This window comes from Pseudomonas sp. NS1(2017) (assembly GCF_002269425.1).
Taxonomy (GTDB): domain Bacteria; phylum Pseudomonadota; class Gammaproteobacteria; order Pseudomonadales; family Pseudomonadaceae; genus Aquipseudomonas; species Aquipseudomonas reactans.
Genome location: NZ_CP022960.1, coordinates 94,429 through 121,277, shown reverse-complemented (window position 1 = coordinate 121,277; position 26,849 = coordinate 94,429). Strand labels below are relative to the sequence as shown.

Annotated in this window: 26 protein-coding genes; 12 read left to right on the top strand and 14 right to left on the bottom strand. The window is 58.9% G+C overall.

The genetic code is table 11. The annotated features are described in order from the left end of the window. The first annotated feature begins 33 nt into the window (after positions 1-33). Positions 34-2,058, top strand: a complete 2,025-nt coding sequence (locus CI807_RS00580; RefSeq protein ID WP_095013483.1) for a c-type cytochrome — start codon at positions 34-36, stop codon at positions 2,056-2,058. Here CI807_RS00580 and CI807_RS00575 read toward each other — a convergent pair. Both CI807_RS00575 and CI807_RS00570 read right to left on the bottom strand, forming a co-directional pair. Beyond that, positions 2,055-3,305 carry an aspartate aminotransferase family protein gene (locus CI807_RS00575; protein ID WP_095013482.1) on the bottom strand — a complete coding sequence of 417 codons (1,251 nt, stop codon included), beginning with the start codon at positions 3,303-3,305 and terminating at the stop codon, positions 2,055-2,057. The genes CI807_RS00580 and CI807_RS00575 overlap by 4 nt on opposite strands. A gap of 83 nt (positions 3,306-3,388) precedes the next feature. After that, a complete protein-coding gene (locus CI807_RS00570) occupies positions 3,389-4,288 on the bottom strand; it encodes a LysR substrate-binding domain-containing protein (protein WP_095013481.1) in 900 nt (299 codons plus the stop codon). A gap of 144 nt (positions 4,289-4,432) precedes the next feature. Between CI807_RS00570 and CI807_RS00565 the strand changes: the two genes are divergently transcribed. Beyond that, complete coding sequence (locus CI807_RS00565) at positions 4,433-5,461, top strand: amino acid ABC transporter substrate-binding protein (protein WP_033896227.1); 1,029 nt, start codon at positions 4,433-4,435, stop codon at positions 5,459-5,461. 12 nt (positions 5,462-5,473) lie between these two features. Here CI807_RS00565 and CI807_RS00560 read toward each other — a convergent pair whose 3' ends face one another. The 5 genes from CI807_RS00560 to CI807_RS00535 all read right to left on the bottom strand — a co-directional run bounded on the left by CI807_RS00560 (position 5,474) and on the right by CI807_RS00535 (position 10,574). After that, positions 5,474-6,487: a diguanylate cyclase gene (locus CI807_RS00560; protein ID WP_095013480.1), complete on the bottom strand. Its 1,014-nt coding sequence runs from the start codon at positions 6,485-6,487 to the stop codon at positions 5,474-5,476. Positions 6,488-6,661: 174 nt separating this feature from the next. Next, complete coding sequence (locus CI807_RS00555) at positions 6,662-6,970, bottom strand: XRE family transcriptional regulator (RefSeq protein ID WP_095013479.1); 309 nt, start codon at positions 6,968-6,970, stop codon at positions 6,662-6,664. A gap of 9 nt (positions 6,971-6,979) precedes the next feature. Next, positions 6,980-7,243, bottom strand: coding sequence for a type II toxin-antitoxin system RelE/ParE family toxin (locus tag CI807_RS00550; RefSeq protein WP_095013478.1), 264 nt, complete (start codon positions 7,241-7,243; stop codon positions 6,980-6,982). 203 nt (positions 7,244-7,446) lie between these two features. After that, positions 7,447-9,336, bottom strand: a complete 1,890-nt coding sequence (locus CI807_RS00545) for an alkaline phosphatase D family protein (RefSeq protein ID WP_095013477.1) — start codon at positions 9,334-9,336, stop codon at positions 7,447-7,449. A 449-nt stretch (positions 9,337-9,785) separates the two neighbouring features. Beyond that, positions 9,786-10,574, bottom strand: coding sequence for a VacJ family lipoprotein (locus CI807_RS00535; RefSeq protein ID WP_095013475.1), 789 nt, complete (start codon positions 10,572-10,574; stop codon positions 9,786-9,788). A 164-nt stretch (positions 10,575-10,738) separates the two neighbouring features. Between CI807_RS00535 and CI807_RS00530 the strand changes: the two genes are divergently transcribed. Together CI807_RS00530 and CI807_RS00525 are read left to right on the top strand one after the other, a co-directional pair. Then, positions 10,739-11,449, top strand: coding sequence for a response regulator (locus tag CI807_RS00530; protein WP_016979629.1), 711 nt, complete (start codon positions 10,739-10,741; stop codon positions 11,447-11,449). Next, positions 11,446-12,762 (top strand): cell wall metabolism sensor histidine kinase WalK, encoded by a 1,317-nt coding sequence (locus tag CI807_RS00525; RefSeq protein WP_095013474.1) that lies wholly within the window; start codon positions 11,446-11,448, stop codon positions 12,760-12,762. The genes CI807_RS00530 and CI807_RS00525 overlap by 4 nt, the downstream gene beginning before the upstream one ends. A gap of 11 nt (positions 12,763-12,773) precedes the next feature. Here the strand turns inward: CI807_RS00525 and CI807_RS00520 are convergent, their stop codons facing one another. The 3 genes from CI807_RS00520 to CI807_RS00510 all read right to left on the bottom strand — a co-directional run bounded on the left by CI807_RS00520 (position 12,774) and on the right by CI807_RS00510 (position 16,203). Next, positions 12,774-15,017 (bottom strand): ATP-binding protein, encoded by a 2,244-nt coding sequence (locus CI807_RS00520; protein ID WP_095013473.1) that lies wholly within the window; start codon positions 15,015-15,017, stop codon positions 12,774-12,776. Then, complete coding sequence (locus CI807_RS00515; protein WP_095013472.1) at positions 15,014-15,628, bottom strand: biliverdin-producing heme oxygenase; 615 nt, start codon at positions 15,626-15,628, stop codon at positions 15,014-15,016. Before CI807_RS00515 ends, CI807_RS00520 begins: the two co-directional genes overlap by 4 nt. Before the next feature lie 194 nt (positions 15,629-15,822). Next, positions 15,823-16,203 carry a response regulator gene (locus tag CI807_RS00510; RefSeq protein WP_095013471.1) on the bottom strand — a complete coding sequence of 127 codons (381 nt, stop codon included), beginning with the start codon at positions 16,201-16,203 and terminating at the stop codon, positions 15,823-15,825. 187 nt (positions 16,204-16,390) lie between these two features. Here CI807_RS00510 and CI807_RS00505 point away from each other — a divergent pair, with 187 nt between their 5' ends. Both CI807_RS00505 and CI807_RS00500 read left to right on the top strand, forming a co-directional pair. Then, positions 16,391-16,765, top strand: a complete 375-nt coding sequence (locus CI807_RS00505) for a cytochrome c family protein (RefSeq protein WP_016979624.1) — start codon at positions 16,391-16,393, stop codon at positions 16,763-16,765. Positions 16,766-16,995: 230 nt separating this feature from the next. Then, on the top strand, positions 16,996-17,568 hold the full coding sequence (locus tag CI807_RS00500; RefSeq protein WP_095013470.1) for a hypothetical protein: 573 nt from the start codon (positions 16,996-16,998) through the stop codon (positions 17,566-17,568). A gap of 116 nt (positions 17,569-17,684) precedes the next feature. Here the strand turns inward: CI807_RS00500 and CI807_RS00495 are convergent, their stop codons facing one another. Continuing rightward, complete coding sequence (locus tag CI807_RS00495) at positions 17,685-17,942, bottom strand: colicin E3-like toxin immunity protein (protein WP_095013469.1); 258 nt, start codon at positions 17,940-17,942, stop codon at positions 17,685-17,687. 7 nt (positions 17,943-17,949) lie between these two features. Continuing rightward, positions 17,950-19,104 (bottom strand): S-type pyocin domain-containing protein, encoded by a 1,155-nt coding sequence (locus CI807_RS00490; protein WP_095013468.1) that lies wholly within the window; start codon positions 19,102-19,104, stop codon positions 17,950-17,952. Positions 19,105-19,267: 163 nt separating this feature from the next. On the opposite strand from CI807_RS00490, the gene CI807_RS00485 reads away from it, so the two are divergent. Then, complete coding sequence (locus tag CI807_RS00485; RefSeq protein WP_016979613.1) at positions 19,268-19,564, top strand: helix-turn-helix transcriptional regulator; 297 nt, start codon at positions 19,268-19,270, stop codon at positions 19,562-19,564. A 179-nt stretch (positions 19,565-19,743) separates the two neighbouring features. Then, positions 19,744-20,925 carry an MFS transporter gene (locus CI807_RS00480; RefSeq protein ID WP_095013467.1) on the top strand — a complete coding sequence of 394 codons (1,182 nt, stop codon included), beginning with the start codon at positions 19,744-19,746 and terminating at the stop codon, positions 20,923-20,925. 136 nt (positions 20,926-21,061) lie between these two features. On the opposite strand, the gene CI807_RS00475 is transcribed toward CI807_RS00480, so the two are convergent. Further along, on the bottom strand, positions 21,062-21,433 hold the full coding sequence (locus CI807_RS00475) for a PH domain-containing protein (protein ID WP_016979611.1): 372 nt from the start codon (positions 21,431-21,433) through the stop codon (positions 21,062-21,064). Positions 21,434-21,560: 127 nt separating this feature from the next. On the opposite strand from CI807_RS00475, the gene CI807_RS00470 reads away from it, so the two are divergent. Continuing rightward, positions 21,561-22,196 (top strand): LysE family translocator, encoded by a 636-nt coding sequence (locus CI807_RS00470; RefSeq protein WP_095013466.1) that lies wholly within the window; start codon positions 21,561-21,563, stop codon positions 22,194-22,196. An 8-nt stretch (positions 22,197-22,204) separates the two neighbouring features. On the opposite strand, the gene CI807_RS00465 is transcribed toward CI807_RS00470, so the two are convergent. Then, entirely contained in the window at positions 22,205-22,534 is a 330-nt protein-coding gene (locus CI807_RS00465; RefSeq protein WP_095013465.1) for a hypothetical protein, read from the bottom strand. Between the two features lie 177 nt (positions 22,535-22,711). On the opposite strand from CI807_RS00465, the gene CI807_RS00460 reads away from it, so the two are divergent. From CI807_RS00460 to CI807_RS00450, 3 genes are all read left to right on the top strand, one after another. Then, entirely contained in the window at positions 22,712-23,248 is a 537-nt protein-coding gene (locus CI807_RS00460) for a sigma-70 family RNA polymerase sigma factor (RefSeq protein WP_095013464.1), read from the top strand. Beyond that, positions 23,245-24,210, top strand: coding sequence for a FecR domain-containing protein (locus tag CI807_RS00455; protein ID WP_095013463.1), 966 nt, complete (start codon positions 23,245-23,247; stop codon positions 24,208-24,210). Before CI807_RS00460 ends, CI807_RS00455 begins: the two co-directional genes overlap by 4 nt. Before the next feature lie 92 nt (positions 24,211-24,302). Beyond that, positions 24,303-26,711: a TonB-dependent siderophore receptor gene (locus CI807_RS00450; protein ID WP_095013462.1), complete on the top strand. Its 2,409-nt coding sequence runs from the start codon at positions 24,303-24,305 to the stop codon at positions 26,709-26,711. Positions 26,712-26,849: the final 138 nt, after the last annotated feature.

Sequence of the window (26,849 nt, the reverse complement as noted above, 5' to 3'; positions counted from 1 at the left end):
CGCTCCACGCCAGGTTATTAAAGGACTAATGCGATGGCGCTTTCCCTTTCCCGCCTGGCCTTGCTGGGGGCGACGCTCTGCTTGTCTCTTCCCCTGCACGCCAACGTTCCCGACGCTTCGCTGATCGAACAGGGCAAATACGTCGCGCAACTGGGCGACTGCATCGCCTGCCACACCGCCAAGCAAGGCAAGGTGATGGCCGGCGGCCTGGAACTGAATACTCCGATGGGCACGATCTATTCGAGCAACATCACGCCGGACCGTGAGACAGGGATTGGCGCCTACACCTTCGAGCAGTTCGACCGCGTCATGCGCGAAGGCGTGACGCCGACGGGGATGAACCTGTACCCGGCGATGCCATACCCGTCCTACGCCAAGATGAGCGAAGCCGACATGCGTGCCCTGTTTGCCTACCTGATGCAAGGCGTCGAGCCGGTGCAGCAGGCCAATCTTGAGGCGGACATGGGCTTCCCGTTCAACCAGCGCTGGGGGCTGGCACTGTGGAACTTTGCCTTCCTCGACAAACAGCCCTTCATGCCGGATCCGCAAAGAAATGAGCTGCTCAACCGTGGCGCCTACCTGGTCCAGGGCCTGGGCCATTGCGGCTCATGCCACACGCCACGGGGCATTGCGTTCCAGGAAAAAGCCATGAGCGACGAGGGTTCCAGCGGCCAGCACTACTTGGCCGGTGAAACCGTCGAGCATTGGCGTGCCCTGAGCCTGCGCAACCTGTGGACCGTGGAAGACACCGTGCAACTGCTCAAGACCGGACAAAACCGTTTTGCCACGGTCGCCGGCAACATGGCCGATGTGATTCACCACAGCACCCAGCACTTCAGCGACGACGATCTGACGGCAATCGCCAGCTACTTGAAATCCCTACCGCCCGGTAAAGACGACTTGCCCATGCCGTCCGTGGCCCAGGCCCCTGCCGTGCCACCTGCAGATTTGTTCACCAGTCGCGGCGGACTGGGTTACATGCAGTTCTGCAGCGACTGTCATCGCAGCGATGGTACGGGCGTGAAAGGTCTGTTCCCACCGTTGGCCGGCAATCCGAGCATTGCGTCCAGCAACCCGACGTCACTGCTGCACATCACCCTCACCGGCTGGGAAACCGCACAAACGGCGACGCATCCACGGGTCTACACCATGCCGGGTTTCGCCCGTTTGAAGGATCAGGAAATCGCCGAGATCCTCAGCTTTGTACGCACCCGTTGGGGCAACGAAGGTACGCCGATCAGCGCTGCCCAAGTGAAGAAACTGCGTGACCAACTCAACCCGGCCACCACCGATTCATCGGCCTTCAAAACCCCGCGTCTGGCCGAGTTGCTTGCGGCGCCCAACGCCGACCAAGTGGTTCGTGGTATGCGCCTGCACCTGCAAACCAAGGAGTTGCTGCCCAACAACGTCGGCAACTCACTCAATTGCACCAGTTGCCATCTCAACGCCGGCACGGTGGCGGACGGCTCGCCGTTTGTGGGCGTCTCTGCGTTTTTCCCCAGTTATGCGCCGCGCGCGGGCAAGGTGGTGACCCTGGAAGAGCGCATCAATGGCTGCTTCCGCCGCTCGATGAATGGCAAACCCCTGCCGCCGCAATCGGCAGACATGCAAGCGATGGTCGCCTACTTCGACTGGATGAAAAACAACACCCGCCCCGAAGACAAGGTGGCCGGGCGCGGTGTGGGCAAGGTCGACCCGACGATCAAGCCGGACCTGGCCAATGGCAAACAGGTCTACGCCAAGCAATGTGCGGTGTGCCATGGCGACAACGGCCAGGGCCTGGCACGTGCCGACGGAGAGCTGATCTACCCGCCGCTGTGGGGCGATCAATCGTTCAATATAGGTGCCGGCATGGCCCGCACCTACACGGCAGCGGCGTTCGTCAAACGCAACATGCCGATCGGCTTTCACGAAAAATTCCCGTTGGGGCAGGGTGGCTTGTCGGACCAGGAAGCGGTGGACGTGGCGGCGTATTTCTCAGGCCAACCGCGGCCGGACTTCCCGGACAAGGTCAAGGACTGGCCGAACGGCGGTAAACCTGTCGATGCGCGTTACTAGTCCAACTGCTTGAGGCAGGCCTCGAGAATATCCAGGCCTTCCTCCAGCACCGCAGGCTCGATGGTCAGCGGTGCCAGCAGGCGGATGATATGCCGTGACTTGCCACTGGGCATCAGCAATAAACCGGCGTCCCGCGCCAGGCCGAGCAACTGGGCCAGCTGTTTCGGTGCGGGTGTGCCGTCGGCGTTGGCCAGTTCGATGCCGCGCATGGCGCCCACGCCGGTCAGGCGGCCGAGGTAGGGTGTCAGGCCTTGTGCACGCCAGGTCTCATAACGACTGAAGATGGCTTCTTGCTGCTGTGAACCCCAGGTTTTCAGGTGTTCATCGGTCATGGCGTCGAGGGTGGCCAATGCTGCCGCACAGGCGATGGGGTTGCCGGAGTAGGTACCGCCCAGGCCACCCTTGGGCAGATTGTCCATCAGCGCCTTGCGCCCAACGACGGCGCCCAGCGGCACACCGCCGGCGATACTTTTACCTAGCAGGATCAAGTCAGGCTCGATCCCCAGGCGCGAGAAAGCAAAACGCTCGCCGGTACGGCCAAAGCCTGATTGGATTTCATCGGCAATCAGCAGGATATGGTTCGCGTCGCAAAAGCGTCGCAGCGCCTGGGCGAATTCGATGTCCAGCGCGAGGAACCCCCCTTCGCCCTGTACCGGCTCAATGATGAAACAGGCTACGTCGTTGACGTCGATTTCCACGCTGAGCAGGCGGTCCAGGGCCTTCAGTGCCTCGGCGCAGGTCACGCCGTTATCGGCACTGGGGTAGGGCAGGTGATACACCGGGCCGGGTAGTACACCGACCTTTTGCTTGTAGGGCGCAACCTTGCCATTGAGGTTGAGTGTGGCCAGGGTACGACCGTGGAAGGCGCCATCAAACGCAATCACCGCCGTGCGGCCGGTGGCGCCGCGCACGATCTTCAGTGCGTTTTCCGCTGCTTCCGCGCCACTGTTGGTGAGCATGCCGCTGATTGGGTAGTCCACCGGCATAAATGCGGTAAGACGATCCATCAGCTCGATGTAGGGCGCGTGAGGGGCGGCATTGAACGCGTAGTGGGTCAGCTGGGTCGCCTGGTCACGAATCGCCTCGACCACGCCGGGATGGCAATGCCCGAGGTTGAGCACACCAATGCCGCCGACAAAATCGATATAGCGTTTACCCGAGGTGTCCCAGACCTCAGCGTTTTTACCGTGGCTGAGGCTGATGGGGTGAACGATGGAAATCGATTGGCTGATGGTTTCGCGGCTCATGAATCGGGGACTCGGCAGTGACGGGCTTGTTTTTATCTAAGCCGGGCACCCGCCTTTGCCGCAAACGAAATAAAGTCGCCGGGTCATGACTGAAAGTCGGGATGTGCGCCGACGTACTCCACCATCCAGTTGAGGAAGGCTTTCACCTTGGGAATCTCGCCAGCATGTTCGGCATGGGCGATGAAGTGCGCGCCGCTGCTGGGCATCGCGTAGTTCCAGGGAATCATCAGGCTGCCCTGGGCCAGTTCATCCGCCACCAGATACTGCGGCACCAGCGCCACGCCATAGCCCGATTGCGCCGCGCGGATGCACATGTAGAACGTGTCGAAGCGCGGGCCGTGGTAGCTGTTCTGCGAGTGCAGGCCCTGTTCCAGGAACCATTCGTGCCAGGCTTCCGGACGCGAGGTGCATTGCAGCAAGGTGTGGCGCGACGACGCATCGCTGCCTTCGGCGACGAATCCTGGCGCACACACCGGCACCACGGCCTCACGGAACAGCTCAATGCAGGTCGCCCCCGGCCATGAGCCTTGGCCGAAGAAGAACGCGATGTCGGCCTTGGCCTGCAACACGTCGAAAGGCTCCAGCTCGTTGCGCACGTCCAGATGGATATTCGGATGTTTCGCCGCGAAATCCTTGAGCTTGGGCACCAGCCAGCGGTCACCGAAGGTTGGCTGGGTGGCGATGCGCAGCACTTCAGTCTCGCCGCCGTAGGTGAGGATGTAGCGGCTGGAGATGTCCACCTGGGTGAGGATCTTGTGCACCTCGGCCAGGTACAACGAGCCCGCCGGCGACAGGTACAGGCGTTGACGCACCCGTTCGAAAAGATTGTGGCAAAGCATCTCTTCCAACTGTGCCACCTGCTTGCTCACCGCACTCTGGGTCAGGTGCAGCTCTTCGGCGGCGCGGGTGAAACTCAAATGGCGGGCGGCGGCTTCGAAGCATTGCAGGGCCGTCATCGAAGGGGTCAAGCGTTTTGAAATCATGCACTTCATTCCAAATCGGAAGGAGCCTTTGCCTAAAGGTCGTTTGTGGCAGTGGCGCAAAGCCGTTGATACTGCCCGGCAGCACTATAAACCGGCGCGGGCTGTGGGGCGCCGAATAATAAGGAATGACAGGGAGCGCCTTGCATGAACCCATTCAAAACTACTTTGGCCGCCATCGGCGCCACCGCCGTGCTGGGCTTGGCGAGCACCGCCCAGGCGGGCACGACCCTGGACGCTATCCAGAAAAAAGGCTTTATCCAGTGCGGCGTCAGTGACGGGCTGCCGGGCTTCGGCGTACCAGACAGCAAGGGCAAGATGACCGGTATCGATGTGGACGTGTGCCACGCGGTAGCGGCGGCTGTTTTCGGCGATGCGTCGAAAGTGAAATTCACCCAGTTGACCGCCAAGGAACGCTTCACCGCGCTGCAATCCGGTGAAATCGACCTGATCTCACGCAACACCACCTGGACCAGTTCCCGCGACTCGGGCATGGGCCTGGTGTTCACCGGCGTCACCTATTACGACGGCATTGGCTTCCTGGTGAACAACAAACTGGGCGTCACCGCAGCCAAGCAACTGGACGGCGCGACGGTGTGCATCCAGGCCGGCACCACCACCGAACTCAACGTGTCCGATTACTTCCGCACCCACGGGATGAAATACACGCCGATCACCTTCGATACCGCTGATGAAAGCGCCAAGGGCCTTGAGGCCGGGCGTTGCGACGTGCTGACCACCGACCAGTCGGGCCTGTACGCCCAGCGCATCAAGATGGCCCACCCGGATGAGTTCGTGGTGTTGCCGGAAGTGATCTCCAAGGAACCGCTGGGGCCGTTGGTGCGCAAAGGCGATGACGAGTGGTTCAGCATCGTCAAATGGACCCTGTTCGCGATGCTCAACGCCGAGGAAATGGGCATCACCTCGCAGAACGTCGAAGAGCAGGCCAAGACCACCAAGAACCCGGATGTCGCGCGGTTGCTGGGGGCGGACGGCGAATACGGCAAGGACCTGAAACTGCGCAAGGATTGGGTAGTTCAGATCGTCAAGCAGGTGGGTAACTATGGCGAAGTGTTCGAGCGCAACATCGGCCAAGGCAGCGTGCTGAAGATCAAGCGCGGGCTTAATGCACTGTGGAACAACGGCGGCATCCAGTACGCACCGCCGGTTCGCTGACACGCTGGGGTGTTATTCGGACACTCCATCCTTCCCCGCCGCTTTGGCGCGATACAACGCCTGATCGGCGCGCGCAATCAAGGCGGCGGGGGCCTCATCCGTTTGACGCTCGGCCACGCCCAGGCTCAGGGTGACCTTGAAGTCGTCCCGGAGCGGGCTGTTCTTCAACTTCAGACGCACACTCGCCGCCATTGTTTTTGCGATTTCCACCGAGGTTTTCGGCAGGATCAGCACAAACTCATCGCCACCCCATCGAGCCAACAGGTCACCTGGGCGAATACAGCTTTGCAGGCATTCAACCACCTGCACCAGCGTCTGATCGCCCACACCGTGACCGTATCGATCATTGATCGACTTGAAATCATCGATGTCCATGGCGATCAGTGCCAGCGGCAGGCGAAAGCGCTGGGCGCGGTCGCACTCTTCCAGCAACACTTTTTCAAGGCGGTAGCGATTGGCGACCAGAGTCAGGGCATCCCTTTCGGCCAAGGCGCGGTTTTCATCCAACTGCAGTTGCAACTGTTGATTGACCCGTGACAGCTCGCGGGTGCGTTCGGCCACCAGCGCTTCAAGGGATTGATTGCGCCGTTCCAACTGTTCGACGGCGCATTTCCTTAGATGAATATCGCGGTGGGCGCCCACCATGCGCGCCACCGAGCCATCCTCATTGCGCGCAATCACGTAGCCGCGGTCTTCGATCCACAGGTAGCTGTCATCCTTTTTGCGGCAACGATACTCGGCCTGGTAGTGAGGGGCGCGACGGTGGATGTAGTCGTCGAACACTTTCATCACCTGGGGGTAGTCATCCGGGTGGATCACGTTCTCCCAAGTGAATACGCTGTTCTCCAGTGCATGGCGATGATAGCCCAGCATTTCGTACCAGCCTGGGTTGCGGTAGACGAACCCGGTATTGGCGTTCCAATCCCAGATCCCGTCACTGACCAGCTCCAGGACGGTGTGCAGCATGTCGGCGTTGAAGTGAGAGAAATCCTGCTTTAACGGATTATTGTCGGAGGTCTCGTTCATCTGCGCATTTCCTTGCGTAGGCAGGCACCTGAAGCCTGCCATGGTTGTCGCCGATACTCCGTGGCTGGGGCTACTGTACAACGCGGGCTGGAGGCTTTGAATAGGGCAGATGTGCGGCTTAAGGAGGAAGGCGGATTGCCATTACTCTATTTTGATCGTTTGATGGAGAGTGGTTCAGGTGAACGAAGGGCTTGCGTCTGGATCAGGTACAAGCCGAACTTCAACTCGCTGGCCCAGTGCCCTTGCCGCACTGGCCAATGTGGCGAGCGTCATACCAGCATCGTTCTGATCCAATGCCCGGTCCACTGCGGTGCGGCTGGTATGCATGCGCTCAGCCAGTGCTTTTTTACTGACTTTCTGAGACTTCATTGCTTCGACTAATTGCCAGGCGATAACGCGCTTTAATGCACCGGCAGATACCTCTTCAATGAGCCCTTCATCTTTGAGGAACTCATCGAAATTTGAACCGATATGCTTGTTCATGGAAAAACCTCATAGGTTGCCTTTGCGACGTCGTGCGGTGTCCATCTCTACCAAAGGCGTTTTCTGGCTTTTTTTGATGAAGCCGTGTAGCAGTACCATCTCGCAATCAACCAGCGTAAAAATAACCCGTGCGATACCTTTTCCAAGGTCGACTCTTATTTCCCAAAGCTGGTGTTCAAGCTTTCGAACCAGAGGCATCCCCTGTGGCCACCCATATTGGACGGACTTGATGTCTATCCCGATGAGTTTTCTTGCTTCCTTTGGTAGATCCATCAGCCACTCACGGGCGAGTGTACCAAAAAAGGTTCATGTGACCATCGGCGATTGAAGAGACTTATCGCGAAGAATGGTCAGAGCCTGGCACTTTTTTTGGTGGATTAAGGAACTGAATTTATTCAGGAAAATTCAGTTAAAACATCTGATTGGGACATCCCTGATAGTTTGGTATGAACTCGGTTTTATGCCCGTGGGAAAGTTTACTTTGGCGCCACCATCCTCGTCGGCACCTTCCCATCCGCATTGTGTTGGTAAATCGCTTCAGGCTGACCTCGCTCATTGAAAAACACCTGGCCAATCCCCGCCGAATTCCATAGCCGCTCACCGGCTTCGGCATGCTCAGGAATATGTGGCACCACCTGCATGGTACGGCGGCGCGTAAACCAATTTAGGGGCGAACGGGGTGAGTAGAGCCAGCGGTTGAGGCGGTCGAACCACTCCAGTAAGCGTGGTGGGAATTCGTTCTTGATACCGCTGCTGGTGATCTGCCAGATCCTGGGGCCGGCGTTGCGATGGCGGATCAGCACTTCGTAGACGAACGAGTAGTGCACGTCACCGGAGAGGATCACGTAGTTACCCGGCGTGCGCGAGTGGCGGAAGATATTGAGGATCACCTGGGCGGCGCCACGATGGGCCATCCAGTTTTCCGCATCGACGAGCAAAGGGTGGCCGCACCAACTGAAGATTTTCTGCACCGTCTCGATCAGCTTGACGCCGAAGATCGGCGCGGGTGAGACGATGATGGCCGAGGGGTGGTCCAGCAGTTCCTGTTGCAGTTCGCTCAAGGCTTCCCAGTCCAGCAGGCCGGAAGGTTGCTTGAGCGTAAATTCGCTGCGCCAGCGCCGGGTGCGGGTGTCGAGCACTACCAAGGCAGGGGTGGTGGGCAGTACGTAGTGCCAGCGTTGAAATTTCAGCAGTGTTTCGAGTAGTTCATCCTGCGCGGTGGCGTCAAGATGGTTGGCTTGCGGCTGAGCAGTGAGCGCTTGGGTCTGGTTGATCAGTTCCCCAAACGCATCCGGTTGGTTGCCCCAGCCTTGGCACAATAGGTAGGCCAGCAGGGCGTTGCCGATGATGCGCTTCGAAAAGGGGTGGCCGTAGGCGGTTTCTTCCCACTGGGCGCTGAGGTTCCAGTCATCGGTGATGTCGTGATCATCAAAGATCATCAAGGTGGATAGGTGCGCAAAGACCCGTGCGACGCCTGGCAGGCCGTCGCGGAATCGCTCTATCTGGACCTGCTCACGGGCGTAACGCTGCTTTCGTTCGGCGTTCAGATGCGGAGGTTGGGGCGCAATCAGCGTCCAGGGCGTCGGCGACCACACCAGCAAGTACATTGCGATGACTTCGGCGAAGGTCACCAGGTGATTGTCAGCGGTACTGCTGGTAAAGATCGGCTTTTTCACACCGCCAAAGAAGCGTTCGCGCAGGGTTTCGTTGCTGTCCAGCGCCGGCAGCAAATCGGCGCGATGGTAGTAACTGGCGCCGTGTCCATACAGGCTGGCGCTGTCATCTACCACAGCGCCCTCCAGGTATTCATCGAACAAACCCAAGCGTGCAATCAATGCATGGATTGCACGCAGCATCGGCCCGGCGACATCGTCGGCGTAGACTTGGTCGCCGCTCATCATCAGCAGCGCCGGACGGTCGGCAGGCGTTTGGGCTGCGGCCAACAGGCGATCGACACACAGCAGACCCTCGTCGGCGCTGTGATGGGGTTTGCGGCATGAGCCGTGAACCAATTGATGGATGCGACTGTGCAGCACGAAGCTCGGGAACTGGGCGTTGGCGTACAGCAGGTGCGGTGCCCAGTCGGCGATGCCGGTGTTGTCGAACAGCAGGTCGTAGCTGATCTCCACGTCCAGGGGCAGTGCGTTGTCCAGTGTCACATCGATCAGATGGATAAAGGCATGGCGCCCCACGGGTACGACCTGACAGTGGTCAAGGGGGACCTCCAGGATTCGTGAGGGCAGATGGAGCCGCAGGGTCAATGCCAGTGCTTGACTCCCCACCAGCCACACCACCAGGCGCCGTGGTTCGAGGCGTCGCAGCAGTGGACCAGCCAGTACGGCGGGCAGTGTGTCGGTGAGCGGCATGCAGGCAAGATTTCCAGGCTGGATTGGACCGGCAAGATTAATCCAGTGAATGTCATGGTTTTGTTAAGGGAGAGTACGAAGGGCCGTGCACTGCCCTTCGTCCAATGCGGTTTAAAGCAGATTGCCTCTACCGAGGCTGTCTAGCCCACCTCCGGTTTTACGGCGCCGATCATTGGCGGCCGTGCCTTCAGGATCAGCGGCGCTCTGTTGCGTATGTGTTGCTTCAATGCTGCGCTTCCTGCGCTGGGGCTCTGCATCATCCTGCTGCAGGGGAGAGTATTGAAAGCTGCCCAGTGAGTGATTGATTGCGCTAAGCATGGATGTTTCCTTCTAGTGAGTAGAGGGTTACTTCGCCTGTTGGAGCGAAGTGAGGCCAAACTTATAGAGGACGAAACGGGTCAGCTATAAACGCGCTGCTGCAAGGTATGACCAGGGGGTGGCTGGCGCTTTCAGAAGTCATCCGAGGCACTGTTCGCGCAACTGTCTAGGCCGGGAGAGGTAGCGCCTTGCTTGCCCTCCCGCACAAACGCCGCACGATTGTCCGCCACCACATTACGCAACGCGCTGTAGTAATCCGGCAGTTTCTGCAGGCTATCGGTGAGTGGCAGCAATGATGCCCGTGTATCGACCGTACCGCCGACCAGGCTGACGGTGCCCAGGGTCTGCACCGTGTCGCTGTCCCCCAGTGGCGAAACCAGGAAGCTCAAGACCTTTCCCGCAGCGTCCCGGCTGTTGCTGGTGCCCAGCAATGGCAACTCGACAATGGGGCCGTTACCCATGCCCCACACGCCGAATGTCTGGCCGAAGTCAGCGGTGTGGCGCGGGATGCCCAGGCTGTCGGACACGTCGAACAGCCCCACCACGCCCACCGTCGTGTTCACTGCGAAACGCCCCAGGGTATTGACCGAGCGCCGGGGATTGCCTTGCAGCAGGTCGTTGATAAACACCTTTGGCTCGCTGAAGTTGCTCGCGAAGTTATGCACACCCTGCTGGAAAAAATCCGGCAGGTAGCGGTAGCCGCGAGCCACGGGAGTCAGTGCGTAGTCGTCCACCGCACGGTTGAATGCAAACACGCCACGGTTGACCGGCTCCGCCGGGTCATACACCGGGTAGTTCACCTGTGCGCACTGCGTAGTGGGCGTTACGGGCGCCGGGCTCGCACAGCCCGTCAGGTAAGACACGGTCAGCAAGAGCACGGCCTGGCGGGCCAGATGCTGGGGGTACGTCAGCGAGCGCATGGGTACAGTCTCCGCAAAAAGGAAGCCGATGCTGGCATTGCGGTCTTGCGCAAAGATGTCTGGTTTATTGCGGCGTTGACGCTTTATTGCACGGTTGAAATATATGACGCGCCGCGCCGAATGGTTTTAGATGGCACCTTGTCCAAGCCCAGTGAAGACCGTCGGTGAGCAACCTGTTGATCGTGGACGATGACCTTGAAGTCCTCGCCCTGCTGAAGAAATTTTTCCTGCAACACGGCTATGCGGTCGAGACCGTGGCCAGTGGCATCGAGCTGTGGGCGGCCATGGAGCGCCAGCCCGCCGACCTGATCATCCTCGACCTGATGCTCCCCGGCGACAACGGCCTGTTGCTGTGCCAGCGCTTGCGCCAGCAATACGCCACGCCGGTGATCATGCTCACCGCCATGGGCGAACTCAGTGACCGCGTGGTGGGCCTGGAAATGGGCGCCGATGATTACCTGAGCAAGCCTTTCGACGCGCGTGAATTGCTGGCCCGAGTGCGTGCGGTGTTGCGCCGGGCGGGGGAGAGCCGGCCGCCCTTGGGCGATGCCGCGCGCCCGCTGATCCGTTTTGCCGGCTGGCAACTGGACCTCACGCGCCGCGAGCTGCGTTCGCCCGACCAGGTGATGATCCCATTGTCATCCGGCGAGTTTGACCTGCTGCTGGTGTTTGTCGAGCACCCGCAACGGGTGCTCAGTCGCGAGCAACTGCTGAACCTGGCGCGCGGCCACAGCCATGATGCGTTCGACCGCAGCATCGACGTACAAGTGAGCCGCTTGCGGCGCAAGCTGGAATTCGATACCAAGCGCCCGGCGATGATTCGCACGGTGCGCAACGGTGGCTACCAATTCACCGCCAGTGTGACCCGCTCATGAGGCGCCCACGCGATACTGTGGCGCGCTGGATCGCCCTGACCATCCTGATTGCGATGTTGACTGCATTGGCGTTCAACGCGTTGTTTGTGCAAATGGCAGGTGTGTGGGCGCGACCACCGCTGACTGAAATCGGGTTGTTGGAAAGGATCGCCGTGGTCGTGCGCGTGGTCGAGGCCTCCGATCCGTCGCAACGTTCACGTCTGGCCCAAGCGGTAGGTGACGAAGGGTTCAGGGTGACCTGGGCCGCGCAGCGCCAGGCATTGGGGTTACCCGTTCTGGCCGATCCTGATTTCCACTCGGGCGAGCAGGTGTTCAAGCACCTGCTCCAAGGGCCACCTCGTCCGATGGAGGCGTATGAGCCGTCTGACTGGCCCGGCGGCAACGGCCGCTATGCGCTGCTGGTGCAATTGGCTGACCGCTCCTGGCTGATGTTCAGCGCGCCGTCGCGCAGTTGGGGTTTGGATGATGGTGCACGCAGCCTGATCGTGGTGCTGCTGGTGCTGATCTCGACCGCGCTGGTCACCCTGGTCGCGACTCGCCGCCTGGCCCGCCCTCTGCAGCACTTCACTCAAGGCGCACGGCGCTTTGGTGCCGACTTTCGGGCACCACCCATCGAGCCGGTCGGCCCGCACGAAATCCGCCAGGCGATCCTCGCCTTCAACAGCATGCAGGCGCAGTTGCGGCATTTCATCCAGGACCGCACCCAAATGCTCGCGGCCATTTCCCACGACTTGCGCGCGCCGTTGACCCGCCTGCGCCTGCGTGGTGAGTTCATCGAGGATGCTGATCAGCAGCAAAAGCTGTTTCGCGATGTGGATGAAATGCAGGCCATGATCAACACCGCCCTGGAATTCTTCCGCGACGATGCTCGCCTGGAACAAGCCACCCAACTGGACCTCGCGGAATTGCTGCAAACCCTGATCGACGACTACCGCGACCAGGCCATTGACCTGACCTTTCGCGGCCCGCCGCGCCTGGTGTACTTCGGCCGACCGTTGGGCCTCAAGCGCGTGATGACCAACCTGATGGACAACGCGACTCACTACGGCACCGCGCCGGAGATCGAGTTGCAGCAGAGGAATGGAGAGGTGGTGGTTCGCGTACTCGATCGTGGGCCAGGCATTCCCGTTGAGCATCGTGAGCAGGTGTTTCTGCCGTTCTATCGCCTTGAGGGGTCACGCAACAAAAGCACGGGCGGTGTCGGCTTGGGGCTCTCTACCGCTCGGGCGATTGTGCTGGAACATGGCGGCACCTTGACCCTGGCCGAGCGCCAGGGTGGAGGGTTGGAGGCGGTGGTGGTGTTACCTGTTTAGCCCAAGGTCCATCAGGTATGCGAGTCGTCAATCACCTTCGGCACCGTGAACCGGAACTCACTGCCGCGACCCACCTCACTCTCGGCAACGATCTTGCCGCCATGGGCCTGGACGATGCCTTGCGTGATGTACAGTCCCAGCCCGCTGCCGGTCGGGTTGTTTTCTGTTTGCGTCCAGTAGCGATCGAACACGTGAGGCAGTTGTTCCGGTGCAATACCTTCACCGGAGTCACGCACCGAGAACACGATTTCTTCGCCATTGCTCATGGCGCTGATACCGATGTTGCCCTGGCGCGGGGTGAACTTGATGGCATTGCCGATCAGGTTCGACAGCACCTGGAACAGACGCTCCGGGTCGGCATTGATTTGCAGCCCAGGCTCGGCGTTGAACGACAGGTCGATGCCTTTCTCCATCGCCAGGGGCGCCAGCAGTGAGTAGGCCTCGTCGAAAATCTGGCTGACATCCAGGATCACTGGCCGCACCACGTAACGCCCGGCCTCGATTTTCGAGGTGTCGAGCAAGTCTTCCAGCAACACATTCATGCGTCCGGCGGCCTGCTGCATGGTGTCGATGGCAGAGGAAATTCGTCGCGATGTGTGTGGGCCGTCAGAGCTGAAGGCCTTCTGCATCATGCCGCACAGCATCGAGATCACCGTCATCGGGTTGCGCAGGTCGTGGGACACCACCGCCACCAGTTCATCGCGGGCGCGCACAGCTTGTTGTTCGCGGAGCACCTGGCGGGCCAGGTCGTTTTCCAGGGCCGAACGGCGCAGGTCGTTGGCGGCAAAGTGATCGCCATGGCTCCACTTGGTGGAGATGCCGGCCATTTCCACTTTCCAGATTTCAAACGAGGTGCGTGGGCGAAGGCGCAAGCCGGCGTCGGAGTTTTCCAGATCCAGCGGTTTTTTCGGGTCGCCGCTCCAGTTGATGTTCTCCTTCACTTCCGGGCGGAACCACAGCACGCCGTTATCCACAGGCTTGGGCAGGCTCATGGCCAGCACGCCACTGGCGACCTGCTGGAACTCGGCGGCCGGCGGGTACACCGACGACAGGTTATGGCTGGAGAACACTGGCTCGCCACCCTCTTGCAGCCACTTGTGCAAAGCACGGATCTGCGCCGGCTCCGGGCAGTTGCCGTAGCGGTGCAGTTGCTTGTCTTCAATGATCGCGACACCGCCGGACAGGGTCAGGTCCATCAGCAACTGACCTTGCTGGGCCAGGCCGTCGAACACGTTTGCTTCCGAGCGCTTCATCGCCTGATCAAGCAAGGCCAGGGCCTCGACTTTCTCTTCACGCTGACGGCTCAGGTCCAGGGCTTCCATGGCGCTGATCTGCAGCGACAGCACCTGGCCGATGGTCTGGCAGGCCGTGCGCAGGTCATTGGGCACCAGCAGCGGCTCACGGTTGCCGCAACTGATCAGGCCCCACAGCCTGTCGCCCTTCATCAGCGAGATACTCATGGACGACAACACGCCCATGTTCTGCATGTACTGGCAATGAATCGGCGACACGCTGCGCAGGGTGGCGAAGCTCAAGTCCAATGGCTGGCCGGTGTCCGGACGCAGCTTGGGCAGCAGGGGCACGGGCTCGTAGGCCGCGTTCGGGATGATGCGTAGCCAATTGGTGCGATACAGCTCGCGGGCTTGCTCCGGGATGTCGGACGCAGGGAAGAACAGCCCGTTGAACAGCTCCATGGACGGCGCCGACGCTTCGGCGATCACTTGGCCATGGCCTTCGTCTTCAAAGCGATAGATGAGTACCCGGTCGTACCCGGTCATGGCCTGGATTTCAGTCACGCTGATTTCGTACAGCGCTTGCAGGGTTTTCGCCGACTGCAAGCGCTGCAGCATTTTGCCCAGGTCACTGGTGCGACCATTCAGCGCCCGTGGGCGGAAATCCTTGAGCAGCGGTTCGAACTCCAGCACCAGCACATTTTGATGGCGGTGCAGCAGGCCTTCGAATTCCGCGCCGTTGAATGTGACATGCAAAGGGGGGGCGTCGAAGAACGTATGGTTTTCGGCCATGACGGCAACCGCCTTGGCGTGCTCCGCGCCTACCAGCGTGTGCAGTGACTGGCCCAGCAACGCCTCGGCGGCATGGCCGAACAACGTGGCGATGTTGGCGCTGACCTGGATGATGTTCAGGTCCGGCTCCGACAACGTCAGCAGCACACCGTGGGGCTGGATGGCGCCGGGGAAACGGATGGGCTCGTCGGCACAGTTGGCAAGCAGCTCTTCAAAATCTTCGGGTTTCATAGCAGTACCTCCTGGCTGTCGAGCCATTGCTCAAAGCAGCTGAATGTTGATCGGGCAGCGTCCACTGCGCGCTGTTTGGCTGGCGCGTCGAGTGGCTGGTCGGCCAGGTAATCAAGAAAGTCTTTCCAGCGTCGGCCGGTCTCAACCCCATAGATATTGAGAAACGCACCACCGTTGTCTGCATTCACACTCAGGCGCTGGTTCATTTCCCGGCGTAGTACCTGGCCGCCCAGGGTCGCGCCTTCGAGTACATACAAGGCGCCCAGGCAGGCAGCGGGAGTGTCGAACGTGGGGAGTTCAAGGCAACGGGGCAGGGTGTCGACAGCTCGGTCATCCAGGCCTAGGGCATTGAGATCACTGACCAGCGTCGGCGTTTTCACACGCAACGCGCAGTCGTAGCCGTCAGGAACCAAGCCACTGTCGTACAGTGCTGACTCGACTGCACCATAAAACCCGTAATACGCCTGGAGTAAGCGCAGGTACCAATCAGCATCCAGTCGTTCTGAGAAAAACGGCAGACGCTTTTCCAGCGCCACATGCAGCAGGGCCGTGCCTGTGCGCAACGCTTCCAGCAATGAGGGCGCACCAACGTCAGGGGCCTGTGAATGCATTCAATAAGCTCGAACTGTGGGCCTTTCGACCATGAATGACGCGTGGAAATGGGCGACGATTCTACACACCTCAAAGCCTTCTTCTGAACGCACAAGGCGAAAAGGCTGACCAGCGGATCAGAAAAGTCGCTCCTTGCTCATCAATGACCGCAGCGCTTGGCGCGAAGTTCGGTTTAAATGATGTCGTGACGCTATCAATGCATGGACGATCCTTGCTGGGTCAGGGCGGTTTGCACGCACCTGAGCAAAATCTCGGTGCTCCACGGTTTGGGTAAAAAACGCACAGAACCACCCAGTTGCGCGGCCAACTTGGTGTTGCCGGAGGTAAGCAGCACCGGCACGGTTGGCCAACGATGGGCCACCACCCGACTCAAGTCATAGCCGTTGAGCAAACCGGGCATCTGAATGTCGCTGACAATCAGGTCCACCGGATCATCGCCCCGTTCCAGATAAATCATCCCTTCATCTGCCGAGGGAAACGACGTCACCACCGCGCCGAAATCCTCCAGCACATCCACCATCAACGCCCGAATGATTTCGTCGTCTTCCAATACCAAAATCGATGGCTGAGCCATGATCGTTACTCCACCATCAGGGTTCAGTAAGGTGGAGTAGACCACCGCCCGATAGGTTCGATTGGATGTATTTGAGGCGATGGGTGGTCGTTCAGAGGGCTGCGGCGCTACGTGAATCATGACCTGAGTGGCCATTGGGGCCGGACAAACAGGCATAATCCTCTCTCTACCTGTTGTGGAGCCGTCCATGAAGTACGCCGTGTTCACCCTCGCCTTGGTCCTCAACGCGAGCCCCGCCTTCGCAGCCGGCGATGCCGAGGCCGGCGGCAAGCTCTTCACCAAGACCTGCGGAGGCTGCCACAGCATCGGCGAAGGTGCGCGAGGTGGGTTCGGGCCAGAGCTCAACGGCATCATCGGAAGGCCGGCCGGGACCACCACGGACTATCAGTACTCCGACGCGATGAAAAACTCCGGCGTGGTCTGGACGCGCGACAAACTCGCCGCCTACATCGAAGCACCGAAGAAAGTGGTGAGCGGCACGCGCATGATTTTCTGGGGCATCAGTGACCAGGAGAAAATTGAAAACATCCTGGCGTATCTGGAAACCTTCCAGCCCAAGTGATCACTCGCGCACGTTTCTGAACGTCGAGGCAACGCCAATGGCGCGGGGGGGAGCTTGGCGATTGTCGAAATGATCGTGGGCAAGATCGGCTGTCGGTTGGCACTGCATAACCGGGAGCGAGGTGGGTTGTGCGCGCAGTTGGTGTTTAACGAATCGGCATAGTGGAGGAACATTCTGCTTAAGCGCGGGTCCAGTCATTACTCACTTTCACCCCGATAAGGACATCCCCCGTGAAGCGAATCGCGCTGCTCTCCCTCGCCCTGGCTCTGGGCGCCTGCCAATCCAACCAACGCGACTCATCGCCCAGCTTGCTCAAGGACGGCATTCAACTGCGGCAGAAAACCGTGGCCGTAGATGCGGAGCACGCCAAGGTCATCATGAAGGCCAGCGGCGGCACCAACCCCGTCGAGTTCGCCATCCGCCGCGAAGGCGACCCCGACCAACGCCTGGAAACTCTCGGCACTGTGATGGATACCGGTGAAGGCAAGGTCTTCAACTGGATCGCCAAGCTGAACCAAACGGTGGCGAGTGCGGGGTTCAAGCGGTTTCCACAGTTGGAGATTCAGGCGGACCCTGGCAAGAAACTCACCGTGTCCAGCTCGGCGAGAAGCCAGGGCAATGGGGCTTATTACAGCTGCGGGCCGGTGATGAGCACGTTCAGCCCGGAGAAGGCGAAGGTGTATTTGGTGGAGTTTCAGTTCCTGCTCAACCGTTCGGCGTGTGCGCTGCAGGTGTTTGATATTACGGATCCGGGGAATCGGGTGTTGATTGGGGGGGCGGGGAGTGAGGTGAAGGAGGGGTAAGGGGCGAGGGGGACGACCAACCCCCATTCGCAAGCTCTGAGATGCCTGGGGACGTTGCGGAGTTTTTTATTGGTCAGTGACAGTCGGCGCATGAAGCTGAATCTTCTACGTCTGTGTCATTCGCTTGCATCTTCGTAATCAAACGCGATGAAGTAGTCACTTTCTGAAAGCTTAATTTCATGAGAAAAGTGCGCCTGTATCTGTGGCAGCCACTCACGCCGTAGCTCAAACATACCGTTGTTGACGTCCTCATCTACCGATAGCCCAAGCTTGGAAATCACGGAGTAATCGTCTCCTAAATTCGCTGACTCCTCCATACCGCTTAGACACTCGGTGGTTCTGTCGAACCATTCCAATCTCACCTTTAGTCCCATGTATCCCTCACAGATATTTTTTGATGTTTCGTTTTTTCTTCGGCCCTTTTAACTGCTCGCCGGTTACGTAGTCGAACGCACCGATATGGCTCCCATCACTTGCTAGATAAACTTCCAACTCCCCATGCTGAGAGTCCCATTCAAAGATCCTCCGCCCTTTTTCCTCAATCCAGCGCTCTCTTAGGCCGGCGCCTCCCTGTCTGGGAGTCATGGGTTTTGCTTTTATCAGGTTCTCAAATCCAGTTATTTTTTCTGTACTCGGAGCTTTGTGGTACTTGTGATCCCCAGCCTTAATGCTCACTACCACATACAGCGGCCGAACCCCCGACTCCACCGGGAACACTAGAATGAAATCCCGATACTCCGGCGGATAAATCGGGTTCACCAGAATCTGCGCCGCTTTCTCCGTCGGCGGGTAAATCCATATCACTGGCGCTTGCGGCGCAGCCTCCAAAGCCGGAATACCTAACGTGTCACTGGGATCAACGGCAGGTGTCCAAATCAGCTCCGCTCCCTCACCCAAATCCCCCACAAACTGATCGCCACGGTGTTGGAACTGCACCACATCAATCATCTGCCAGTCAGGGTTGTTGCCTGTGTAAAAACCATACCCCTTGAGCGTGCCGTCCTCCTTTTGCTCGATATGCATCCGCATCTGCGAACGCGCCCGTTGCATCGAGCGCAATTGCGCTTCGCTGTAGAGCGCGCTATCGCCCAGTTCCGACGGCCAAGCCAGCGCCACCAAACCTGTCAACAATCCACCAGCAGCGGACACGACGGCAGTAGCCGCGGACTCCAAAACTGCTGAACGCAATGCCAATTGCCCCAACCCAGCAGGCAAAGCGCTACCACTGATCTTGCGTAAGGTAACCGTCCCTCGACTGTCCACTTCACGCCCACCCAACAGGCTTAAATGGCTGTACTCCTTGATCAGCTCCAGCGGGACATAACCGGCTGGGTTGAAGTAATGAGTGATGCCGTCAGGCAGTTGGCAGGGCTTGATAAAGACGCAGCCGGGAGGTTTGGCTGTCGCGGGTGGCGGGGCAGGGGATGCCTCGAAGTAATCAACAGACGGCGAATACGGCACACGCGATGGCTGCGGGGTCAGGATCCGTCGTTTGCGTAACTCTTCTTCTGTGGGTGGGTAAAAGCGTTCTGACATGTCGGCTCACTTCCTTGTGCGAGGGAGTGAGCGTACGAGGGGGAGCCGGTGGCAGATATTGGCTTTGTTCGATAGGGTGCGTGGGAAAAGTCTGCGGGAAATTATTCCGCAGGCCTTCCATTTCTTGTTGCCAAACGATTAGCTAATAAACTAATCTTTCGCCATGACTTCAATCCTGATCCAGACGAACGCCCTCGCCAACCCAAACCGGTTGCAGATCCTTGAATTGCTCAAGGAGCCAAAACTGCACTTCGCCGTAGGCGAGTTTGATGAGCATGAGGGGGTTTGCGGCCTGTACATCTCCGAAAAGCTGGGCATCTCCGCGCCCACAGCGTCAGCCCATCTGAAGGTTCTGGTGCAAGCGGGCTTCCTGAGCTCCTTACGGGTCGGCAAGTTCACCTATTTCAAGCGTGTTCCACGGGGGATGGACGCGTTTGCGGAGGCGGTAAAAACGATATGAACGCGTGGCTTTAAAGGTTTTCATTTGTCTACAAAATTAGTGTATTAGCTAATTGACTAATTGAATAAATTTCCTATCAGCTCCGCCATGGGGCAGGCACAAGGGTGACGTAATGAACACCGAGAACCCATTCGATTCGAGAAAACCTTCCCACTCGTCAACCGTGGGAAATCGCTGATATGTCCAACGCCATGAGAATTTTCCTGCTCGCGTTTATCAGTTTTCTGCTGGGGACGGCCGAATACATCATCGCTGGGATCCTGGGGCTGATTTCCCAAGACTTGAAGCTGCCGATCCCGGTGATTGGCCAGATGATCACGGTGTTCTCTATCGCCTTTGCCGTTGGCACACCGATTGTGATTACCCTCACAGCACGCATGGACCGTAAAAAACTGTTGGTCCTGTTCATGCTCATGTTCGCAGCGTCCAACGTGATCATGCTGGCGTTCAGTAGCTACAGCCTGCTCAACGTCGCCCGCGCAGTCGCGGGCCTTAGCGCTGGCGTGGTGGAAGTGGTGCTGTTGACCCTGGCGGCACTGTTGGCGCCACCGGGTAAAAAGGCCAGTGCTATCGCAACTGTCGTCATGGGCTTCAGCGCGGCCTTGGTGGTCGGTGTCCCGTTGGGGCGGGTTATCTCCAGCCTCATGGATTGGCGGTTCATTTTCGTCGGTATCGGTGCGCTTACTTTATTCTCGTTGGTCGCAGTCCTCCTCTGGATTCCCAATACCGAAGGCGAAACAGCGATTCCACTCATCCAGCAACTCAAGCTATTCAAGAACAAACAGATTTCCATCCTCTACGTAATGACGCTGTTCTGGATCAGCGCGTTTTCCATCATCTATTCCTATATCACCCCATACTTGTCCGGCATTACATACATGGCCGAGGGCGGAATCAGTGTGATGCTGCTGGTGTGCGGCGTGGCCAGCATCATCGGTTCGCAACTGGGTGGCCGGTTCACCGATAAGTCGGGCTATGTCTTTACCCTGTTGGGCGGGCTGCTGATTCATTGCGCAACGTTGGCGCTGTTTGCATTCTTCGGGCACATCGCCTGGGCCATGTGCGTCCTGCTGATTACCTGGTCCTTGTCCGCGTGGTCCTCGGGACCTGCATTGCAATTGCGCCTGATCAGCCTGGCGCCGGAATCAACCAGCATCATCTTCAGTTTCTACACGTCGATGATTCAGTTCGGCATGGCAGCGGGTGCAATCGTGGGGGGATTGGTAATTCAAGCCGGGATGTTGGGGGCTCTACCGGTGGTGGGAGCCATAGGCGTGTTGGTTTCATTGCTGTTGCTGGCGAAGGTGGTGCAAGGGAGTGGTGAAGTAGTGCTTGGAGGATGTGTGTCGGAAGAAGGGTGATGGGTTCAGCCTGACGATCCATTTTGGTGACTGCGATTTTCATTTGTTGCAGACAAACCACGCAGGGTGCATCTGTTCAATTCGGGTTTGCAGTAAAGAAGACCTTGGGACGCCAAGGTCTTTTCTTACCTGTTGATCAGCCCAACAGGTGCTTGGAAATCAACCGCGAGATTTCGACGATCGAGGTCTTCCCGGTAAATTCGAATTTCACCTTCCCAAGCGACGAAAAGTAAATCTCCAACTCCGAATCCAGATCAAACGTCCCGGACGTCTCCACCGAATACGCGACGATGTTCTTGTACGGCAGCGACGTGAAATCCTTCTTGCTACCGGTAATCCCCTGCACATTCACCGCGATAATCCGCTTGGTGGTAAACACCACCCCATCACGCATGGCTTTATACGCATCCACCACTTCTTCACCGTCCAGCAGCAGGTCGGCGACGCGTTCGGCGTATTCGTTGTTTTGCTTGAGTTTGAAGAAACCTTTGTTGTTGAAGTCGATCATGGGCCTGCCTCTTGGGTGTATGCCGTTTGGCTCGCGGATCTGTATCTAACGCGGGCATTTTGAACGCCCTACCATGGCGGCCAACCTTACAACCTTGGCCAGATGTTTCAAAAAACGGAGCCCCATCATGCCTGAACTGTCCAACTGGCTGGCCTATGCGCTGATATCACTCGGCATGGTGCTCACCCCCGGCCCGAATATGATCTACCTCATTTCTCGTTCGATCTGCCAGGGGCGCACGGCCGGGTTGATCTCCCTGGGCGGCGTGGCGTTGGGGTTTCTGGTTTATATGCTGTGCGCGGCATTGGGGATCACCGCTTTGGTGATGGCGGTGCCCTTTGCCTACGACGCGTTGCGCTTCGGCGGGGCGATGTACTTGGCGTATATGGCTTGGCAGGCGATCCGACCGGGTGGGCGTTCACCGTTCCAGGTGCGGGACCTGCCCAAGGACAGCCCGCGCAAGCTGTTCACCATGGGCCTGGTCACCAACCTGCTGAACCCCAAGGTGGCGGTGATGTACTTGTCGTTGCTGCCCCAATTCATCGACCCGAACGGTCACGGCAGTGTGCTGGCGCAATCGCTGGTGCTGGGTTTTACGCAGATTTTTATCAGTGTGAGCGTCAATGCGGTGATTGCCACGATGGCGGGTTCCATCGCGGTGTTTTTCGTCACTCGGCCGGGGTGGCAGGTGGTGCAGCGTTGGTTGATGGGGTCGGTGTTGATGGGGTTGGCGGTGCGGATGGCGGTGGAAGGGCGGCGTTGAGTTGTGCTTTATAGGACGGCTTTGAGATAGTCCTTGAGTGCGCCGAGCGGGGCGTTGAGTTCATCCAATGTCGACGCTTGGTGTGCATCCACCGCCAGCCGTTGCAGTTCGCGGCCCATCACGGTCTCGGCGCCACCCAGGGAATCGAGCGCCAGCGTCAGGCATTCATTGAGCTTCATCTGAATCCCAACCAAATCCCCCTGCCGCACCAACAACCCAAACACCTCGCGGTCATACCCCTCCATCACCGGATCATCCCGTAAAACCGGGCTGCCGCCGTCCGTCTCGTGCACCAGCTTCAGTGCAAAGAGCGCAACCGCTTCCAGCGTCAATTCCATGGTTTCGCTTCCTCGGCGTCTTTGGGGGGAGTAGGGGAGGGTGATGATCCCTGTTCTGTGACGGAAAAAAAAGACCTGGGCTACACGCCTACTGTTGCAGTGCGGTGGCTTTTGCTCGTTGTAGTGGCCAGTTTTTCTCATTACCATTGGGAACAATTCTTATTCGTAGGGCTTTGTATGCCCCCGCTTCCCGAGCCCGTCGCCGCACCTTTCAGTGTTGGCAGCCTGTATTCGGCCCATCACGGCTGGATTCAACGCTGGCTGGCCCGAAAACTCGGCAATGTCAGTGATGCCGCCGAGCTGGCTCACGATGTCTTCGTCAGGTTGTTGAGCCATCCGCGTGAATTCGGCAGCGATGGACATGCGCGTGCATATCTCAGCACTTTGTCGCGCAATGTGTGTGTGGATTTCTTCCGACGCAAGCAGGTAGAGCAGGCCTGGCTTGAGGTGTTGGCGAGCCGGCCTGAAGACTGTGTCCCTTCGGAAGAACATCGCGCGTTGGTGCTGGAGGCCCTGGTGCATTTGCAGGCGATGCTTGATCGCTTACCGCCTAAGGTGTCCGAGGCATTCTGCCTGGCTCAGATCGAGGGCTTGAACTATCGCGAGATCGCGCTGCGTATTGGGGTGAGCGAGCGCACGGTCACCAAATATATTGGCCAGGCCATGTTCCAGTGCATGGTGCTGGAGGCTGAACTGGATGGTGCCTTGTCATGAGCACCAACCCTGGTGGCCTCGATCACGCCACCCTGCAACAAGCCGCCGACTGGTTCGCCCGCCTGAGTGCCGAGCCCGATGCCTTGCCGTTGTATGAGGCCTGGCGCCAATGGCATGCCCACAGTGAGGTCAACCGGCTGGCCTGGAGCTATGTCGCACGTGTAGGCCAGCGCTTTGCGCCGTTGCAGGACGATGCTGTGGGAGCCAGCAAGACGCTGGAGAGTCTGCGGCATTCTCAGCGTTCGCGGCGCCAAGTGTTGCGCGGGTTGTCGGTGCTCATGGGCGGCACTTTGTTGGGTTGGGCCGGCTGGCAACAGCGCTGGTTGTCGGGGGGCTGGAACACGGATTTCCATACAAGCACCACGGTGTTGGGTGAGCAACGGTTGGCTGACGGGACGCGCATCTGGCTTAACAGCGGTACGGCGTTGGATGTGAATTTCAGCGCCGGCCAGCGCGAGTTGAAACTCTATAGTGGCGAAGTCCTGATCAACACCGGCAAGGACGGGCGACCGTTCGTGGTGGAAACACCCCAAGGCCGCTTGCGTCCGTTGGGTACGCGCTTCAGCGTGCGTGAGCAGGACGGGCACACGTTGCTCAATGTGTTCGAGGGCAGCGTAGAGGCTGCCTGTGGGGACACTGATCAACGCCGCATCCTATCGGCGGGGCAGGGCGTTCTATTTGATCGACAGCGTCTGGCCGTAACGCAACGTGCCCAACCTGGGCGCGAGGCTTGGGCAAAAGGCGTATTGATGGCGAACGATATGCGGCTGGGGGACTTCATTGGTGAACTGGCCAGCTACCGACATGGCCATCTGGGCATCGACCCTCAGGTCGCCCACCTTCGGGTGATGGGCACTTATCCACTGCAAGACACCGATCAGGTGCTGGCCATGCTTGAGCAGGTCTTGCCCGTGCGCATCGAGCGGCGCTTCGCCTGGTGGACCACGGTGGTTGCGCGCTGACATTTTTTTGCATCTCGTGCTTCCGGTTTTGGCTGCTCATTCGAATTAGAGAAGGACAACGGCTTGATGCCTCCTTCGACCGGAACTGTTTTATGTCCTCATTCCTGCGTAACTCACCACAACCTTTGGCGCTGGCTATCGCGTTTGCCTTGGCCATTCCCTCTAGCCTGAGCATGGCGCCACTGGCGGTAGCCGCTGAACAATCGAGCGTGCAGACCTACGATCTACCAGCCGGTGCCCTGGCCGACCAACTCAACCAACTCGCCACCCAGGCCGGCATCTACCTGGCGGGCAATGCCGCGCTCACCGCCGGCAAGACCGGTGCGGCGCTGCGCGGCAGTTACACGGTTGACCAGGCGCTGCAAACGCTATTGGCGGGGAGTGACCTGACGGTGGTGCAGGCCGGCGAGGGGCGCTATCAACTGCAGCCGGGTGCAGGCGGGGCTTTGCAATTGGGCGCGGTGTCGATCTCCGGCATGGCGCCGGGTTCGACAACCGAAGGCACCGGTTTGTACACCACGTATTCGTCCAGCAGTTCGACGCGGCTGAACCTGACCCAGAAAGAAACCCCGCAATCGCTCACGGTGATCACCCGCCAGCGCCTCGACGACCAGAAACTCACCAACCTTACCGAAGTGCTGGAAGCGACGCCGGGCATCACTGTGCTGCGCGTCGGCGTGGGCGCGGAGAACGATACTTACTGGTCCCGTGGCTTCCAGATCAACAACTTCGAAATCGATGGCGTCCCCACCTCGGCGCGCTTGGACAACACCACGCAGAACACCGCGATGTACGACCGTGTTGAAGTGGTGCGCGGCGCCACCGGCTTGATCAGCGGTTCGGGTACGCCCTCAGCGACCATCAACCTGATCCGCAAGCGCCCGACCGCCGAAGCCCAGGCCAGCATCACTGGCGAGGCGGGCAGTTGGGACCGTTATGGCACCGGCTTTGATGTGTCCGGGCCCTTGAACGACAGCGGCAATATTCGCGGGCGCCTGGTGGTGGACTATAAGAAGCAGAACTCCTGGGTCGACCGCGTCAACACCGACTCGCAACTGGTGTACGGCATTTCCGAGTTCGACCTGAGCGACGCCACCATGCTCACGGTGGGCTTCAGCTACATCAACAACCAGGTCAACGACCCGCTGCGCACCGGCTTCCAGATGTTCTACAGCAATGGCAATCGCACAAACTTCAGCCGTTCGGCCAACAGCGCACCGGACTGGGCGTACAACGACCGCAAGCAGACCAACGTCTTCACATCTATAGAGCACCAGTTCGATAACGGCTGGAGTGGCAAAGTGGAAGTCAGTCACACCCAGAATGAATTCGACGAACTGATCAACTATATGAATGGTGATATCGACCAGGCCACGGGGCAGGGCGCCTATCTATATCCAAACCGCTGGTCTGGCACGCCGCGTCAGAACAACCTTGATGCCTACCTTACCGGCCCTTTCAGCCTGTTTGGGCGCGAGCATGAGTTGATCGCTGGCGTCACGATGTCGCGCTACAACGAAAATACCCCAAGTCACGGCGGTTGGTTCGGCTCCTGGACCGGCTACGACGGCACTGTGCCCAACATTTTCAACTGGAACGGCAGTGGCGCCAATCGACCGGATACCACGCCAGTGGGCAAGACGCACATCGAAGAAAACCAGTACTCCGCCTACCTGACCTCGCGCTTCCATGTCACCGACAACACTGCTGTCATCCTAGGCAGCCGTGTCACCGACTGGAAGCGCAACAACGAAGTCAGCGTCTACGCCGACCCGTCCCAGAACACCGAAAGCAAGGAAACCCGTAACGGCGTGTTCCTGCCCTACGCCGGAATTGTCTACGACCTGAGCGAGGCGTGGGCGGTGTACGCCAGCTACACCAAAATCTTCAACCCGCAGGCCTATGGTATCCACGACGAAAACAACAAGGCCCTCGACCCGCAGGAAGGCACCGGATACGAGGTTGGGGTAAAAGGCAGCTTCAACGACGACAAACTCAATGCCAGCCTGGCGCTGTTCAAGATCGACCAGGACAACTTGGCGGTGTATGTGCGAGCGCCGGATATCTACCGCCTGGAACAAGGCACGACCACCAAGGGCGTGGAACTGGAGCTTAACGGTGAGTTGAGCGAAGGCTGGCAGGCGTCGGCGGGGTATGCGTACAGCGTGAGCACCAATCAGGACGATCAGCGCATTGTCACAACCAGCCCGCGGCATAGTTTAAAGACGTTCACCACTTACCGGCTGCCAGGGGTGTTCAACAAGGTCACCGTGGGCGGTGGCGTGAACTGGCAGAGCAAGACGGGGATGGATCTGCATACGTTCGAGCAGGGGAGTTATGCGCTGACCAACGTGATGGCACGGTACGACATCAGCAAGAACCTGAGCGCCACACTCAATGTGAATAACGTATTTGATCGTAGCTACTATGCGTATGCGGACAGCTGGAGTGTTTATGGCGCACCGCGGAATTTCATGACCAGTTTCAAGTACAGCTTCTGACGGCGCCGCCCGGACGGGGTCTTCGGTGAGGAAAAAGAATTTCCATGCGGGGGTTGACCACGAATTTTAAAGCTGTATTATTCGCCTCCCGCTGACGAGAGATCTGAAGCGCAAGTGGTTGAAGTTGTTGAAGAAATC

Coding starts and splice junctions, on each gene's coding strand:
- CI807_RS00580 (WP_095013483.1), top strand. CDS start 34: ATGGCGCTTTCCCTTTCCCGCCTGGCCTTGCTGGGGGCGACGCTCTGC.
- CI807_RS00575 (WP_095013482.1), bottom strand. CDS start 3,305: ATGAGCCGCGAAACCATCAGCCAATCGATTTCCATCGTTCACCCCATC.
- CI807_RS00570 (WP_095013481.1), bottom strand. CDS start 4,288: ATGATTTCAAAACGCTTGACCCCTTCGATGACGGCCCTGCAATGCTTC.
- CI807_RS00565 (WP_033896227.1), top strand. CDS start 4,433: ATGAACCCATTCAAAACTACTTTGGCCGCCATCGGCGCCACCGCCGTG.
- CI807_RS00560 (WP_095013480.1), bottom strand. CDS start 6,487: ATGAACGAGACCTCCGACAATAATCCGTTAAAGCAGGATTTCTCTCAC.
- CI807_RS00555 (WP_095013479.1), bottom strand. CDS start 6,970: ATGAACAAGCATATCGGTTCAAATTTCGATGAGTTCCTCAAAGATGAA.
- CI807_RS00550 (WP_095013478.1), bottom strand. CDS start 7,243: ATGGATCTACCAAAGGAAGCAAGAAAACTCATCGGGATAGACATCAAG.
- CI807_RS00545 (WP_095013477.1), bottom strand. CDS start 9,336: ATGCCGCTCACCGACACACTGCCCGCCGTACTGGCTGGTCCACTGCTG.
- CI807_RS00535 (WP_095013475.1), bottom strand. CDS start 10,574: ATGCGCTCGCTGACGTACCCCCAGCATCTGGCCCGCCAGGCCGTGCTC.
- CI807_RS00525 (WP_095013474.1), top strand. CDS start 11,446: ATGAGGCGCCCACGCGATACTGTGGCGCGCTGGATCGCCCTGACCATC.
- CI807_RS00520 (WP_095013473.1), bottom strand. CDS start 15,017: ATGAAACCCGAAGATTTTGAAGAGCTGCTTGCCAACTGTGCCGACGAG.
- CI807_RS00515 (WP_095013472.1), bottom strand. CDS start 15,628: ATGCATTCACAGGCCCCTGACGTTGGTGCGCCCTCATTGCTGGAAGCG.
- CI807_RS00510 (WP_095013471.1), bottom strand. CDS start 16,203: ATGGCTCAGCCATCGATTTTGGTATTGGAAGACGACGAAATCATTCGG.
- CI807_RS00505 (WP_016979624.1), top strand. CDS start 16,391: ATGAAGTACGCCGTGTTCACCCTCGCCTTGGTCCTCAACGCGAGCCCC.
- CI807_RS00495 (WP_095013469.1), bottom strand. CDS start 17,942: ATGGGACTAAAGGTGAGATTGGAATGGTTCGACAGAACCACCGAGTGT.
- CI807_RS00490 (WP_095013468.1), bottom strand. CDS start 19,104: ATGTCAGAACGCTTTTACCCACCCACAGAAGAAGAGTTACGCAAACGA.
- CI807_RS00485 (WP_016979613.1), top strand. CDS start 19,268: ATGACTTCAATCCTGATCCAGACGAACGCCCTCGCCAACCCAAACCGG.
- CI807_RS00480 (WP_095013467.1), top strand. CDS start 19,744: ATGTCCAACGCCATGAGAATTTTCCTGCTCGCGTTTATCAGTTTTCTG.
- CI807_RS00475 (WP_016979611.1), bottom strand. CDS start 21,433: ATGATCGACTTCAACAACAAAGGTTTCTTCAAACTCAAGCAAAACAAC.
- CI807_RS00470 (WP_095013466.1), top strand. CDS start 21,561: ATGCCTGAACTGTCCAACTGGCTGGCCTATGCGCTGATATCACTCGGC.
- CI807_RS00465 (WP_095013465.1), bottom strand. CDS start 22,534: ATGGAATTGACGCTGGAAGCGGTTGCGCTCTTTGCACTGAAGCTGGTG.
- CI807_RS00460 (WP_095013464.1), top strand. CDS start 22,712: ATGCCCCCGCTTCCCGAGCCCGTCGCCGCACCTTTCAGTGTTGGCAGC.
- CI807_RS00455 (WP_095013463.1), top strand. CDS start 23,245: ATGAGCACCAACCCTGGTGGCCTCGATCACGCCACCCTGCAACAAGCC.
- CI807_RS00450 (WP_095013462.1), top strand. CDS start 24,303: ATGTCCTCATTCCTGCGTAACTCACCACAACCTTTGGCGCTGGCTATC.